General features: G+C 63.8%; 16 protein-coding genes. 5 read left to right on the forward strand and 11 right to left on the reverse strand.

The annotated features are described in order from the left end of the window. Positions 1 to 2: 2 nt before the first annotated feature. Positions 3 to 533 (reverse strand): gamma-glutamylcyclotransferase, encoded by a 531-nt coding sequence (locus tag AMK05_RS20490; protein WP_064840899.1) that lies wholly within the window; start codon positions 531 to 533, stop codon positions 3 to 5. A gap of 50 nt (positions 534 to 583) precedes the next feature. Between AMK05_RS20490 and AMK05_RS20495 the strand changes: the two genes are divergently transcribed. Then, a complete protein-coding gene (locus tag AMK05_RS20495) occupies positions 584 to 1600 on the forward strand; it encodes a DUF2125 domain-containing protein (protein ID WP_064840900.1) in 1017 nt (338 codons plus the stop codon). A gap of 12 nt (positions 1601 to 1612) precedes the next feature. Here the strand turns inward: AMK05_RS20495 and AMK05_RS20500 are convergent, their stop codons facing one another. The 4 genes from AMK05_RS20500 to AMK05_RS20515 form a co-directional block, all read right to left on the reverse strand. Then, the gene (locus AMK05_RS20500) at positions 1613 to 2032 is read right to left on the reverse strand and encodes a GNAT family N-acetyltransferase (RefSeq protein WP_064840901.1); all 420 of its coding nucleotides are present in this window, start codon (positions 2030 to 2032) and stop codon (positions 1613 to 1615) included. Between the two features lie 9 nt (positions 2033 to 2041). Then, on the reverse strand, positions 2042 to 2968 hold the full coding sequence (locus AMK05_RS20505; protein WP_064840902.1) for a prephenate/arogenate dehydrogenase family protein: 927 nt from the start codon (positions 2966 to 2968) through the stop codon (positions 2042 to 2044). After that, positions 2965 to 4062 carry a histidinol-phosphate transaminase gene (hisC, locus tag AMK05_RS20510; protein WP_171899806.1) on the reverse strand — a complete coding sequence of 366 codons (1098 nt, stop codon included), beginning with the start codon at positions 4060 to 4062 and terminating at the stop codon, positions 2965 to 2967. Before hisC ends, AMK05_RS20505 begins: the two co-directional genes overlap by 4 nt. 90 nt (positions 4063 to 4152) lie before the next feature. Then, positions 4153 to 4929, reverse strand: coding sequence for a class I SAM-dependent methyltransferase (locus tag AMK05_RS20515; protein WP_003582647.1), 777 nt, complete (start codon positions 4927 to 4929; stop codon positions 4153 to 4155). A gap of 53 nt (positions 4930 to 4982) precedes the next feature. On the opposite strand from AMK05_RS20515, the gene gloB reads away from it, so the two are divergent. Together gloB and AMK05_RS20525 are read left to right on the forward strand one after the other, a co-directional pair. Further along, a complete protein-coding gene (gene gloB, locus AMK05_RS20520) occupies positions 4983 to 5753 on the forward strand; it encodes a hydroxyacylglutathione hydrolase (protein WP_064840904.1) in 771 nt (256 codons plus the stop codon). Further along, entirely contained in the window at positions 5753 to 6175 is a 423-nt protein-coding gene (locus tag AMK05_RS20525) for a cupin domain-containing protein (RefSeq protein WP_064840905.1), read from the forward strand. The genes gloB and AMK05_RS20525 overlap by 1 nt, the downstream gene beginning before the upstream one ends. Positions 6176 to 6177: 2 nt before the next feature. Here the strand turns inward: AMK05_RS20525 and yddG are convergent, their stop codons facing one another. Continuing rightward, positions 6178 to 7065 carry an aromatic amino acid exporter YddG gene (gene yddG / locus AMK05_RS20530; protein WP_064840906.1) on the reverse strand — a complete coding sequence of 296 codons (888 nt, stop codon included), beginning with the start codon at positions 7063 to 7065 and terminating at the stop codon, positions 6178 to 6180. A gap of 30 nt (positions 7066 to 7095) precedes the next feature. After that, a complete protein-coding gene (locus tag AMK05_RS20535) occupies positions 7096 to 7875 on the reverse strand; it encodes a DUF3108 domain-containing protein (RefSeq protein ID WP_064840907.1) in 780 nt (259 codons plus the stop codon). A gap of 242 nt (positions 7876 to 8117) precedes the next feature. Here AMK05_RS20535 and rpmB point away from each other — a divergent pair, with 242 nt between their 5' ends. Continuing rightward, positions 8118 to 8417, forward strand: coding sequence for a 50S ribosomal protein L28 (gene rpmB / locus AMK05_RS20540; RefSeq protein ID WP_003589938.1), 300 nt, complete (start codon positions 8118 to 8120; stop codon positions 8415 to 8417). A 110-nt stretch (positions 8418 to 8527) separates the two neighbouring features. Next, the gene (locus AMK05_RS20545; protein ID WP_064840908.1) at positions 8528 to 9163 is read left to right on the forward strand and encodes a VUT family protein; all 636 of its coding nucleotides are present in this window, start codon (positions 8528 to 8530) and stop codon (positions 9161 to 9163) included. A 6-nt stretch (positions 9164 to 9169) separates the two neighbouring features. Here the strand turns inward: AMK05_RS20545 and AMK05_RS20550 are convergent, their stop codons facing one another. Genes AMK05_RS20550 through cobS form a run of 4 tightly spaced genes read right to left on the reverse strand, consistent with a single transcriptional unit; the run spans position 9170 to position 13727 of the window. Continuing rightward, positions 9170 to 9736: an ATP-binding protein gene (locus AMK05_RS20550; protein WP_064840909.1), complete on the reverse strand. Its 567-nt coding sequence runs from the start codon at positions 9734 to 9736 to the stop codon at positions 9170 to 9172. A gap of 57 nt (positions 9737 to 9793) precedes the next feature. Then, positions 9794 to 10804 (reverse strand): esterase-like activity of phytase family protein, encoded by a 1011-nt coding sequence (locus tag AMK05_RS20555; RefSeq protein ID WP_064840910.1) that lies wholly within the window; start codon positions 10802 to 10804, stop codon positions 9794 to 9796. A 16-nt stretch (positions 10805 to 10820) separates the two neighbouring features. Next, positions 10821 to 12722: a cobaltochelatase subunit CobT gene (gene cobT / locus AMK05_RS20560; RefSeq protein WP_064840911.1), complete on the reverse strand. Its 1902-nt coding sequence runs from the start codon at positions 12720 to 12722 to the stop codon at positions 10821 to 10823. A 12-nt stretch (positions 12723 to 12734) separates the two neighbouring features. Next, positions 12735 to 13727, reverse strand: coding sequence for a cobaltochelatase subunit CobS (cobS, locus tag AMK05_RS20565; protein WP_064840912.1), 993 nt, complete (start codon positions 13725 to 13727; stop codon positions 12735 to 12737). Positions 13728 to 13774: the final 47 nt, after the last annotated feature.

A 13774-nucleotide genomic window follows, 5' to 3' on the forward strand; every position in this document is an offset into this window, starting at 1 on the left:
AGTCACGCGGCGCGCAGCCGCTCCACTTCACCGACCACCTGCTCCAGCCAATGGTCGCGAATGCCCATCTGCTGCAGATGCGCCAGCGTATTGAAGACATAGGCATCGTTGGGGCCCGACTGGCCCCTGGCCTCGTTCACCACCCGCGCTGCCGCCAGCGCGTCGAGAGTGCCGGCATATTGCTCGTGGTCGCGATCGGCGATGTAGGTCACCGCCTCCGTCCGGCGCCGGCCGGCAAGCTGCAGCTGCACCCGGCGCTCCAGATAGACATTGGTCACCAGCTCGCGGGCGCGGAGATAATCGATCACCTCGTCCCACTTTTCCGGGGAAATGCGAAACGCCATGCCGCGGCAGGCGCCGCCCCTGTCGAGGCCGAGAACCAGACCGGGATTGTCGCGCGTACCGCGATGGACGAAGGAGCGGACGCAGAGCGAGCGCCTGTAGCCGTAGATCAGAGCCTCTGCCCGCTCCATGAATTCGAAGCCCGGATTCCACATCAGCGAACCGTAGCCAAATACCCAAAATTCGTCCATATCGCACGCCAGACCGGAATCACATTTGCGATTCACCATTGGAGAACATCATGGCAGCGTCAAGCCAATCCGGCAGCAGCCAATCCGGCAGCGGTAAGAAATTCTGGCTGCTGGGCGGCGGCATCCTGCTGGTGATCGCGCTTTATACCGGCGGCTGGTTCTATGCGGCATCGACGCTGAAGACCACGGTGCTGAAGGCGATCGCGCCGCGCGACCAGGCGGGCGTCAGCGGCGAATGCTCGGATATCGAATTCCGCGGCTATCCTTTCCGGATCGGCCTGTTCTGCTCCAAGATCGATGTCGACGACACCGTCAACGGCGTCTCGGCCACCTTCGGCGCGTTGCGTTCGGCAGCCCAAGTCTATGCGCCCGGCAATATCGTCTGGGAGCTTGATTCGCCGGCCGAGATCCGCACCAGCAACGGCCTTTCGATCTCGGCCCAATGGGCGGACCTGCAATCGAGCCTGGCGACGAGGCTCAGGGGCATCGACCGCAGCTCGACCGTCATCAAGGGCCTGAAGGCGACGGCGGTCTCCTCCTACACCGGCCAGACCATCAGCTTCGATGCCGCCCACACCGAAATCCATCTGCGCCAGAACGGAGCCGATCTGGACGGCGCGATCTCCGTCCAGGATGCGAATACGGCGATCAAGGATTGGCCGCAGATCTTCCCGAAATTGTCTGCCAGCATCGATCTGACCGTTGCCGGCAAAGCCGGCCTGATCGACGGCAGTGACCCGAACGGCCTCAACGGTTCTACCGGCGAACTGCGCCGCATCGTCGCCGACATCGGCGACGGCAAGGTGATGACGCTGACCGGCCCCTTCTCCTTCGACGAGCACGGTCTGCTCTCGGGAAAATTCAAGCTGGAGATCGAACAGCTCGGCCCTTGGGGCGACAGCCTGAAACAGGCGTTCCCGGATATCGCCTCGACCGTCAACACGGCGACGAAGCTCTTGAAATCGCTGGCCGGCGGCAAGGACAAGGTCTCGGTCGATCTCGTCGTCGATCGTGGCAACGCCACCGTCAGCGGTTTCATCCCGCTCGGCCGGATTCCGCCGATCTGACCGGCGCGTTTCTCAGCCTATGTGCTTGATGAAGAAAACCTCAGGCACCGATTGCAGACCGGGCAGCTCGATTGCGCCGGTTTCGACAAATCCGTTGCGGCGATGCCAGTCCTGCGGCCGGCTCTCGTCGCATTCGCTCGAGGTCATCAGCAGGCGGGCGCCGTCGGCGCGCATCGCCTCTTCCCAGGCGAGAAACAGCGCTGTGCCGACGCCCGACCGGCGGTGGCCGGGCAGGACGCGAATCATTTCCATATAGGGAACCCTTCCCCAGAAGCGGGAGAAGCGCAGGAAGCCAACGATCTCGCCGGCCTCCCGGGCGACGAGATATTCGCCGAGCCCCACGCATCGCGATACCCATGCCTTTCCGGCACTGGCGTCTTCGCGAACCAGCCAGTCGATATCGGCTCGGCTCGCGCTCGCCACCTCCGCCATCGGGCGCGGCTACTTCTTTTCCAGCGCGTGGGGGCGGCCGAAATCCGGCGCGTCGACATCCTGGCCGGCCTGGACGATCGAGCGGCGAATGGCGCGCGTGCGGGTGAAGAGTTCGAAGATCTTGTCGCCCTCGCCCCAGCGGATCGCCCGCTGCAGATAGGCGAGATCTTCCGAGAACCGCGCCAGCATTTCGAGGATCGCATCGCGATTGTGCAGGCAGACGTCGCGCCACATGGTCGGGTCGGAGGCGGCGAGGCGGGTGAAATCGCGAAAGCCGGAGGCTGAATATTTGATAACCTCAGACTCGGTCACCGTCTCCAGATCGTCGGCGGTGCCGACGATATTATAGGCGATGATATGCGGCAGATGCGAGACGATCGCCAGCACCTTGTCGTGATGCTCGGCATCCATCTCGTCGACCTTCGAGCCGAGCGCTTCCCAGAAGCTGCGCAGCCGCTTCAGCGCCGTCTCGTCGGTGTCGGCGACCGGCGTGAAGATGCACCAGCGGCTTTCGAAGAGACCGGGAAAGCCGGCATCCGGGCCGGATTTTTCCGTGCCAGCCAGCGGATGGCCGGGAATGAAATGCACGCCGGCCGGGATATGCGGCTGCATCTGCGCGATGACAGAAGCCTTGGTGGAGCCGACATCCGTCACGATTGCCCCGGGCTTCAGCCTTGCCGCGATCTCTTTCGCCACGCTTTCCGAAGCGCCGACCGGCACCGAGACGATCACCAGATCGGCATCCTTGACGGCATCGGCCGAAGAGGTCGTGTAGCGGTCGCCGAGACCGAGCTCTTCGGCCCGCTTCAGCGTATCGGGGCTGCGTGTGGCGACGACGGTCTCCCTGGCGAGGCCGAGCCGGCGGATGTCGTGGGCCAGCGAAGAGCCGATCAGACCGATGCCGATCAGCGCGATACGATCGAACTGCACGTTCATGCCTTGTGTCCCATAAATTCGCTGAGGGCGGCGATAACGCCGCGATTGGCCTCTTCGGGGCCGATGCTCATGCGCAGCGCATTGGAAAAACCGTAGCTGCGCACCGCGCGCAGGATGTAGCCGCGGCTCGTCAGCAGATCGTCGGCATCGGCGGCGCGCTTGCCGTCGATATCGGGGAAATGGATGAGAACGAAATTGGCGACGGATGGCGTCACTTTCAAGCCGATCGCTTCCAACGCCTGGGTCAGCGTCTCCACCCACATCTGGTTGAAGGAGATGGCCTGCTGAACAAAGACCTGGTCGCGGATGGCCGCCGCACCGGCGGCGATTGCCGGCGCATTCAAATTGAACGGCCCGCGCACGCGGTTCACCGCGTCGACGATCTCGGCCGGCGCATACATCCAGCCCACGCGCAGCGCCGCCAGTCCGTAGGCCTTCGAGAAAGTGCGGGTCATCACCACATTGGCGTTTGAAGACACGACCTCGATGCCAGCTTCATAATCGTTGCGGCGCACATATTCGGCGTAGGCGGCATCGAGCACCAGGACGACATGTTTCGGCAGCCCTGCCTGCAGGCGGCGGATCTCGCTGACCGGGACATAGGTGCCCGTCGGATTGCCGGGATTGGCGATGAAGACGATCTTGGTTTTCTCCGTCACCGCGGCAAGGATCGCATCGACATCGACGGTGTGATCCTTTTCCCTGACGACGACGGGCGTGGCGCCGGCGCCCTGGATCTGGATCTTGTAGACCAGGAACCCGTGCTCGGTGATGATGCCCTCGTCACCGGCGCCGAGATAGACATGGCAGAGCAGGCCGAGCAGCTCGTCGGAACCGTTGCCGCAGAGGATGTTGGCCGGGTTGAGGCCGTGCACGGCGGCGATCGCCTCGCGCAGGTCGATCGCCTGCCCGTCCGGGTAACGGGCGAGATTGTCGGCAGCCGTCTTGAAGGCTTCGACCGCCTTTGGGCTGGCGCCGAGCGGCGTTTCGTTGGACGAAAGCTTGTAGACGCGGGCAACCCCCGGCGCATGTTCCTTGCCCGGCACATAGGATGCGATATCGAGAATACCGGGACGCGGAACGGGCTTGCTCATCTCAACGCTCATGGGTCGACCTTGGAATTGCCGGAAATGACCACGTGGCATTAAAGCGGAATGGGGTTCTTGTCGAGAGCCGGGACGGCGTCACCGGTTGCGCGTGGTCGGCACGCCATGGGGCGCCAGAACCGGCACGAAAACGCGGCGCGAGGCGCGTGCGGCGACCGGCAGCCCCTGATAGAGCCGCTTCTGCGCCTCGACGATGATGACGCCTGAAAAAGCCGGCCACAGCGTCCGGCCGATCCGCTCGAAGGCGCGGCGAAGCCGCAGGATGGTCCTGAGCTTCGAGGGTGGGAAGAACAGCGCTTCGGCCGTCGCGCCGGGTGTGAAATTCGTCTCGCGCAGCAGATGCGTCAGCTGACCGCGGGAATAGGGCCGGCCCGAGCCGAACGGCGTATGCTCCATCCGCGCCCAGACGCCGCGCCGGTTCGGCACGACGATGACAAGCCGTCCGCCCGGGGCCAACACCCGCCAGAGCTCTTTCAGCGTCTCGCGCGGGCTTTCGGCGAATTCCAGCGAGTGCACCATCAGCACCCGGTCGATCGAGGAATCCGGCAGCGGCAATTCCTCGTCGAAGACCAGTGTCGTCGACGACAGCGAGCCCATCGGCCAGTTCACCGCGCCCTGTCCGGCCGGCATGAAGGCGAAGGTGCGTTCGGTGTCGGCCTGGAAGCGGTCGAGGAAGGGGACGGCATAACCGAGGCCGACCAGCCGCTCCTGCGGCAGCCGGACCCAGAGCGACGACAGCGCCATGGCGATCGACTGCTCGGCAAGACGCCCGAGCTCGGAGTGGTAGAACTGGCGTAGGTCGACGATATCGGCGTGCATTGCGATAAATGTTATCAGCGGGCGGTTGGACTTCAAGGCCGGACTCTCTACATTTCCGCGAGACTCGCATGACAAGGGATAATTGCACGATGAAACCTTTGGAATTGGACGTTTTTCTCTGCCGCACCGACAATTTCGGCGTGCTCGTCCACGACCCGGAAACAGGATTTACCGCGGCGATCGACGCGCCGGAGGAGGCGCCGATTCTGCAGGCGGCGGCACGCCGCGGCTGGAAGATCACCCATATCTTCACCACCCATCACCACACCGATCATGTCGCCGCCAACCTGGCGCTGAAGGAGCAGTTCGGCTGCGAGATCATCGGCCCGATCAACGAGGCGGTTGCCATTCCCGGCCTCGACCGGACGATGGCCGATGGCGACAGCTTCCTTTTCGGCGATCACACGATCAACGTCATCGAGACACCCGGCCACACCGCCGGCCATATCTGCTATCACTTCGTCGACGACAAGCTGCTCTTTGCCGCCGACACGCTGTTTGCGCTCGGCTGCGGCCGGCTGTTCGAACGCCCGGCCGCCGACATGTGGCATTCGCTGCAGAAGCTTGCCGTGCTGCCCGATGAGACCGCCGTCTATTTTGGCCACGAATACACTTTGTCCAACGTCCGCTTCGCACTGACGGTCGATCCCGGCAACGAACGGCTGAAGGGCCGCGCCGCCGAGATCGAGGCTTTGCGCGCCGACGGCAAATTCACCATTCCGACGACGCTGGGGCTGGAAAAGGAAACCAACCCGTTCCTGCGCGCCGCCGACCCGGCGATCCGCCGCAATCTGCTGATGGAAGGCAAGACCAATGAGGAGGTGTTTGCCGAGATCCGCAAGCGCAAGGACAATTTCTGATGTCGCCTGAGGACATCATCCGCGCACTCGCCATGCAGCCGCATCCGGAAGGAGGCTGGTACGCCGAGACGTTCCGCGATACGGCGGGCGGAGAACGCGGCCATTCGACGGCGATCTATTACCTCCTCACCAGAGGGCAGCGCTCGCACTGGCATCGCGTCCATGACGCGGTGGAGGTCTGGCATTATTACGCCGGCGCGCCGCTTTCGCTGCATCGCTCTGAAGACGGAACGGCAAGCGAGACCTTGACGCTCGGAACCGATCTCGCCGCCGGCGAGCGGCCGCAGGCGATCGTTCCCGCCAATTGGTGGCAGGCGGCCGAAAGCCGCGGCGATTTCACCCTTGTGGGCTGCACCGTCTCGCCCGGCTTCGAATTTTCGAGTTTCGAGATGGCCTCGCCGGGCTGGACGCCCGGCGGCTGAAATCATTCCGCCGCAACGGCCGGCTGGATCTTGCGGCGGAACATGTCCCGGGCGGCCAGCACCGCGCCGCCGGTGACGAGCAGGCAGGCAAGCGCGATGCGCCAGCTCGGCTCGGCAAAACCGAACAGCGTCAGAATCAGCGTCGACAGCAGCGGTGCGGCATAACTGGCCGCGCCGAGGATCTGGATATCGCCGTTCTTGACACCGTGATCCCAGGCATAGAAGGCCGCACCGACCGGCAGGAGCCCGAGCCCGGTGACGGCGAGCCATTCGAAAGCCGTTGCCGGCCAGACGGTGGTCTCCAGGCCGAGATGGCAGAAGAGCGACAGGATCGAGGTCGCCAGGCAGAAGCCGGTGACGACATCGGTGGAGACGGCGTCGAAGCGCCGGGTCAGCAGCGAGTAACCGGACCAGGTGAAGGCGCAGAGGAAAGCGGCGCCGTAGCCGACGGCATAGGCGCCGTTGAAATCGATGCCGTTGCGGCCGACGATCAGGAAGGTGCCGCAAAGCCCGGCAAGGGCGCCGGCCACGTGATACCAGCGCAGCCGTTCGCCCGGCAGCAGCGCCGAGCCGACGACGATCAGCAGCGGCCAGAGATAGGCGATCAGCCCCGCCTCCACCGCCGGCGCGTTCCGGAGCGCGGTGAAATAGAGGAAATGATAGCCGAACAACCCTGAGATGCCGGTGATCCAGACCCTGGCCGGCTGCTTCAGCAGCGCCAAGCGTGAGGGCTTGAGGATCAGCGCGGCGAGACCGGGAAGGCTGCCGATCGCAAAGCAGATGGCCGACAGCTGGAACGGCGGCATCTTGCCGGAGGCGGCGGTGAACAGCGCCAGGAACGACCACATCAGGATGGCGGTAAAACCGATCAATGTCGCGCGAAGCTTCACCCGTCCCCCTTCGACGGAGGACGAACTCCGTCAGCTGTTGCTGCCGTATTTGACCGCAGTGATCGTCACCATTCCATATTCTGTGGGAATGCGCACATAAACCGGAGCGTATACATTTGCCGCGTCCGACTTGGCAAACCAGATTTCCATCCGGTCGCTCTTGCTCAGATAGTCGATATCCTTGCGGCCCTTCTTGTAGCCCGAGCGCGGCACGAAGCGCACGCCGCAGACCGTCGCCTTGCCCTTGAAGCCGTTGGTCGAAAAATCCTCGTCGCCCTTCGGCGACAGCACCAGATCCATACGCGTCTCGCCGTCGAAGATCGGCAGCGTCTGCGAGCAGACCTTGGTGTCACCGGTAAAAACCAGGCCGGAGATCGGATCGAGCACCGAGCGCATGTCGCGCGGCGTCACGTCGATCCAGTTCTTCGGACGCTTCGGCGGCGGCGTCGTCGTCGCCGAGATGATATTGCCGTTGCGGTAGCTGACCTCGTAGACGCGGGCCTTCTTGCCGGTTTTGTAGTAGAGCGAATAATTCTGCGCCTGCAGCCTGTCGTTGCGAACGACGCCGGTGACGCTGGTTTTGGCCGAAATCGTCGTGACCAGATCGGCAAGCCCGGCCGAGTTGATGCTGCCGGCGATGTTATAGCTGTGATCGTCCTCGATCTTGGTCAGGAACGCGGCGCGCGCGATCGGCAAGCCGGCGAGCGTCACCCGGTATTCCGTCCGATGCTGGATTTCGGCCGCCGATGCCGGTAAGGCTAGCAGCGCTGCGATGGCCGAAATGAAAATCCGTCTGCCCGAATGAGCCATGAGTGAAGCCTTGTCTTGCCGCGCGCCGGCAGCCTTTGCTAGGGCGCTCTATACTCCTGCCGTGAAGCGAAGAAAACAGCAGCTTTTTGACGGAATTGCGGGAAAGTCCAAGGTTTGGCTTGACGCGCGCGGCCTGCCTGACTATAGAACCGCAACTTTCCAATCATGCCCGTTGGATTGCGCGCCTGGTTTTGACCGGGGATGGCAATTCGATGGCCGACAAAAACAAGAATAGGTGTTCCATGTCCCGCGTGTGCGAATTGACCGGCAAGGCCGTCCTGACTGGTAACAATGTCAGCCATGCCAACAACAAGACCAAGCGCCGGTTCCTGCCGAACCTGTGCCAGGTCACGCTGATTTCCGACGCTCTCAACCAGCGTTACCGTCTTCGCGTTTCGGCTGCCGCCCTTCGCTCGGTCGAGCATCGCGGTGGCCTCGATGCCTTCCTGCTCAAGGCCAGCGAAACCGAGCTGTCGATGCGCGCGCGCCTGCTGCGCCGCCAGATCGTCAAGAAGACCGCCGAAGCGGCTGTTGCTGCCTAAGCTTCTGCTCTTCTTTCACACGGCTTCGAAAGGCTTGCACGGATGACCTCCGGTCAAGCCTTTTGTTTTGCCTGAGCACTCCAACTGGTGGCATCACCCAGGATAAAAAAATGCTGAAGACCCGCTATACCATTGCCTATGTCGCACTGATGACGCTCGTCGTCGTCGCCTCCAACTTCCTCGTCCAGTTTCCGCTGAACGCCGAAGTCGCCGGCATCAACCTCGCCGACATCCTGACCTGGGGCGCCTTTTCCTATCCGGTCGCCTTCCTGATCACCGATCTGACCAACCGCCAGTTCGGCCCGCAGGCCGCCCGCAAGGTCGTCCTTGCTGGCTTCGTCGTCGGCGTGACGCTGTCCTTCTTCACCTCGGTGCCGCGCATCGCCATTGCCTCCGGCTCGGCCTATCTCGCCGGCCAGCTGCTCGATATCGCCGTCTTCAACCGCCTTCGCCGCCAGGCCTGGTGGCGCGCCCCGCTCGTCGGCTCGCTGATCGGCTCGGCGCTCGATACGGTGATGTTCTTCTCGCTGTCCTTCGCCGCATTTTTCGTCTTCCTCGGCCCGAACGAACCCTTCGCGCTTGAGGCGGCTCCCATCCTCGGCGTCTTCGCGGCTGAGGCGCCGCGCTGGATCTCCTGGGCGCTCGGCGATTTCGCCGTCAAGATGATCGTCGGCCTCGTCATGCTCTTGCCCTATGGCGCGTTGATGAACGTGCTGCGGCCGATGCAGGCCGCCCGCGCCAGCTAAGTTAACTTAAGGACGCCGCCGAGCCGCTCCGGCGGCGATGGCGGGATGCAGAAGGACCTGCGCGGCCAGTTCGTCGATCTCAAGCGATGAATCGAGGCGCAGCACCGGCGCCGTCTGCGTTTCCAGCCACTGCTCATGCGCGGAAAGACTGCGGCGTTCGGGCCCGGCCGTGTCGTAACTTGCCGCCCATTCCAGGAATTGCCCGCTTTTGACTTCCATGTCGCCGCCCGGCCCGATCCTGTCGCCGTATCGGGCGGTCTCCCGCGCCCGGATGCGCGCCATCCGGAGCTCCGGCTCGATCCTGAGGAAGACGATCAGATCGTAAAGCGGCTCGAGCGGCCCGCCCCATTTCAGCGCCGATCCTGATAGAACCCAGCCGCCGGGCCGGCCCGTCTCCTCGAGCAGCAGCTGGATGCGCTGATCGGCATCCCGCGGCATCGTGAACGGCGGATCGGTCGGCAGCCAGAAGAAGTCGTCGGTGTCGAGATGGGCGATATCGAGCCTGTCGGCGAGCGCAAGACCGAGCGATGTCGTGCCGGAACCGGACGCGCCCATGACATGAATGCGCACCATGATCGTCTCCGAAGCAGCTTCCCCGTGCAGCAGGCGGGATAGCCGAGGCATATGACGTCAATTTGACGCCGGTCGCTCAGAGAGCCGGAATTCCAGCATCAGGTTGCGCTGCAGGAGCGAATGATTGTCGTCCGACACCAGGATGATATGGGTGGTGCCGTCGGCGGCCTGGAAGGCGTCGAGCCCTTCCATATTGTCGATCTGAGAGTTGAAGTTGCCTTCGAGCAGCAAGTCGCCGTCGACGACAGCCCCGGGCTTGATATCGGCGCCCCTGACGCGCCGAAGGCGCATGCCGATGCCTTCGGCCATGTTGAAGCGGCGCTCCAGGAGCAGCAAGTCGCCGTTCGGCAGGAAGGCGCCGTCGGTGACGTCGAAGCTGCCGTCGCGGGCGACCGCGAAGCGCCCTTTCAGCGGCCCGCTCAAAATGGCCGCCAGCCGGTTGCCGTCGCTGTCGAGACCACGTTCGGAGACGATGACCACGCCGCCCTTGAGCGGGCTCGATGCGGGCGCCACGGCGATGGTCTCGATGCCGCGGTTCTCGCTCAGCATCTTGCGAGGAATGAGGATCGGCAAAGTAGCGATCGCGCTCGATTCGGCAAAACCCGGATCGGGGTAGACATCGACGCGGTGATCCTGCTCGAAGGAGACCAGGATCCGGTCGCCGTCGAACGCCAGGCCCTCGGCATCCATATGGCCCTTGCCCTCGAAGCTGCGCCCGGCACTGTTCTTCATCGGGGTGATCTCGACATCGGCAAGGCCGGAAAGCCTGCCCTTGACGTCGCGCTCGATACTGCCGGTCAGCCATTGGCCGGTGTCGAGCACCACAACGAAATGTTTTTGATCCTGCCGGAAGCGGATGGAGGAGAGCGAGCCGAACAGCGCTTTGCTGGAAACCATCTCCAGGCCGCCGAGAAATTCCAGCGAGCCGAATGTCGTCTGCGAAGAGCCGATCTTGAAATCGGAGATTTGCCGGCTAATGATCGGCACGTCGCTCGCCCATGCGGGGCAAGCGCCGGCGGCGATACAGAAAGCGATCAACGCCGCACTGCAAAGGCGCTTACCAGCCAAGTTTCCTTCAGCGGCGTCAGCCGGCACGACGGAGCCGGCCGCCGCGCGGCTGGGTCGATTGATCTTCGAACAGAGAGGCGAGCTGTTCGGTCATCGCGCCGGCGAGCTCGTCGGCGTCGACAATCGTCACGGCGCGGCGATAATAGCGCGTCACGTCGTGCCCGATGCCGATCGCCAGCAATTCCACAGGCGAACGGGTCTCGATCTGCTCGATGACGGCGCGCAGGTGCCGTTCGAGATAATTGCCCGGATTGACCGACAGCGTCGAATCGTCGACCGGCGCACCGTCCGAGATCATCATCAGGATGCGGCGCTGCTCGCGACGGGCGAGCAGGCGATTATGCGCCCAGATCAGCGCCTCGCCGTCTATATTTTCCTTGAGCAGCCCCTCGCGCATCATCAGCCCGAGATTGGCGCGTGCCCGCCGCCACGGCGCATCGGCCGATTTGTAGATGATGTGGCGGAGATCATTGAGGCGTCCCGGCGTCTGCGGCTTGCCGCCGGCAAGCCAGCTTTCCCGCGCCTGCCCGCCCTTCCAGGCCTTCGTGGTGAAGCCGAGAATCTCGACCTTGACGCCGCAGCGCTCCAGCGTGCGGGCGAGAATATCGGCGCAGGTGGCCGCAACCGTGATCGGCCGGCCGCGCATCGAGCCGGAATTGTCGATGAGCAGGGTGACGACGGTGTCGCGGAACTGCGTATCGCGCTCCATCTTGAAGGAAAGCGCCTGCATCGGATCGATGATGATGCGCTGCAGCCGGGCCGGATCGAGATAGCCCTCTTCCAGGTCGAAATCCCAGGAGCGGTTCTGCTGTGCCATCAGGCGGCGCTGCAGCCGGTTGGCGAGGCGGCCGACCGCGCCCTGCAGATGCGCCAGCTGCTTGTCGAGGAAGGCGCGCAGGCGCTCCAGTTCGGCGGCGTCGCAGAGTTCCTCGGCGGTGATGATCTCGTCGAATTCTTCGGTAAAGACGTGATAATCGACCTTCTCATTGAAATCCGAGAAAGGCGTGTTCGGACGGCGGGTCTCGCCCGGCGTTTCCGAATCGTCCTCGCCCTCTTCCATCATGTCGTCGTCGGAGATTTCGGCGCCTTCGGTCTCGCCGTCCTCCATCTGCTCGTCGGCGACTTCGCTATCCTCGACGGGGGCGGCATCGGTGCCGGCATCCTCGTCGACCTCGTCCTGATCCTGCTCGTCGCCGCTCGGCTGGTCTTCCTGATCCGACTGGTCATCATTGTCGGCGTCGCTGTCATCGTCGCCGTATTCCTCGGCCATTTCCATGGCCGACAGCATGTTGCGGACGACCTTGGCGAAGGCCTGCTGATCGTTGATCGCGCCCGACAGATTGTCGAGTTCGGCTCCCGCCTTGTCCTCAATAAAGTTGCGCCAGAGGTCGAGCACCTTGCCGGCGGAGGCCGGCGGGCGCTGGCCGGTCAACTTCTCGCGCACCATCATCGCGACGGCTTCGCCGACCGGTGCGTCTTCCTGGCGCTCGATGCCGGTGAAATTCGCCTTGGAATATTTCTCGTCGGTCATGGAGCGCAGGTTCGACGCCATGCCCTCCATGCGCAGCGCGCCGATCGATTCGACGCGCGCCTGCTCGACGACATCGAAGATCGCCCGGGCGTCCGAGCCCTGCGGCGCCATCGTCGCGTGCATCTTCTCGTCATGGCAGGCAAGGCGCAGCGCCATGGAATCGCCGAGCCCGCGGGTGACCGCCAGCTCATGCGCCGTCGGCCGCTTGGAAAGCTCCGGCAGCCGGATGCGCTCGCCGGTCATCCCGGGCCGTTCGTTGGCGAAGGTCACCTCGACATCGCCGTCGCCGGCGACCGAGCGCACGCAGCCGGTTATCGCCCGGCGCAATGGCTCGACGTCGACGGGCGCGCCGGGCTTAGCTTTCGAATTGTCACCGCGAGCTGCCATGATCGGTCGGTCTTAAGCTCCGAGAACGATATTGGCGGCACTTTCCTTCAGCTCGACCCCGAAGGCGCGCTGATAGTGCTCGGCGACCAGCGGGCGCTCCAGTTCGTCGCACTTGTTGAGGAAGGTGACGCGGAAGGCGAAGGCGAGATCGCCGAAGATCTCGGCATTCTCGGCCCAGGTGATGACGGTACGCGGGCTCATGACGGTGGAGAGATCGCCGTTCATGAAGGCGGCGCGCGTCAGGTCGGCGACACGGACCATCTTCGACACGGTCTCGCGGCCTTCCCTGTCCTTGCCGAAGCTCTTCACCTTGGCGGCGACGATGCCCACTTCGTGATCATGCGGCAGATAATTCAGCGTCGTCACGATCGACCAGCGGTCCATCTGCGCCTGGTTGATCTGCTGCGTGCCGTGATAAAGGCCGGTCGTGTCACCGAGGCCGATCGTATTGGCGGTCGCAAACAGGCGGAAGGCCGGGTGCGGCCGGATGACGCGGCTCTGGTCGAGCAGCGTCAGGCGGCCGGAGGATTCCAGCACGCGCTGGATGACGAACATCACATCGGGACGGCCGGCGTCATACTCGTCGAAGACGAGCGCGACATTGTGCTGATAGGCCCAGGGCAGGATGCCGTCCTTGAATTCGGTGATCTGCAGCCCGTCCTTGATGACGATCGCGTCCTTGCCGACCAGATCGATACGGCTGACATGGCTGTCGAGGTTGATGCGCACGCAGGGCCAGTTGAGGCGCGCCGCCACCTGCTCGATATGCGAGGACTTGCCCGTGCCGTGATAGCCGGAGATCATCACGCGGCGGTTATGGGCGAAGCCGGCCAGAATGGCGAGCGTCGTCTCGCGGTCGAACAGGTAATCGGGGTCGAGATCCGGCACATAGGCGTCGCCCTTGCTGTAGGCGGGAACGCGGATGTCGGAATCGATACCGAAGGTCTCGCGGACCGAAACGGTGGTATCGGGCAGTTCTGCTATATCAAGGTCGATCTTGCTCATCATGTCTCCAAGGCGGGTGATGCCACCCAGCCATACTGTCTCAGGCC

Origin of the sequence: Rhizobium sp. N324 (assembly GCF_001664485.1) — a bacterium.
Taxonomy (GTDB): domain Bacteria; phylum Pseudomonadota; class Alphaproteobacteria; order Rhizobiales; family Rhizobiaceae; genus Rhizobium.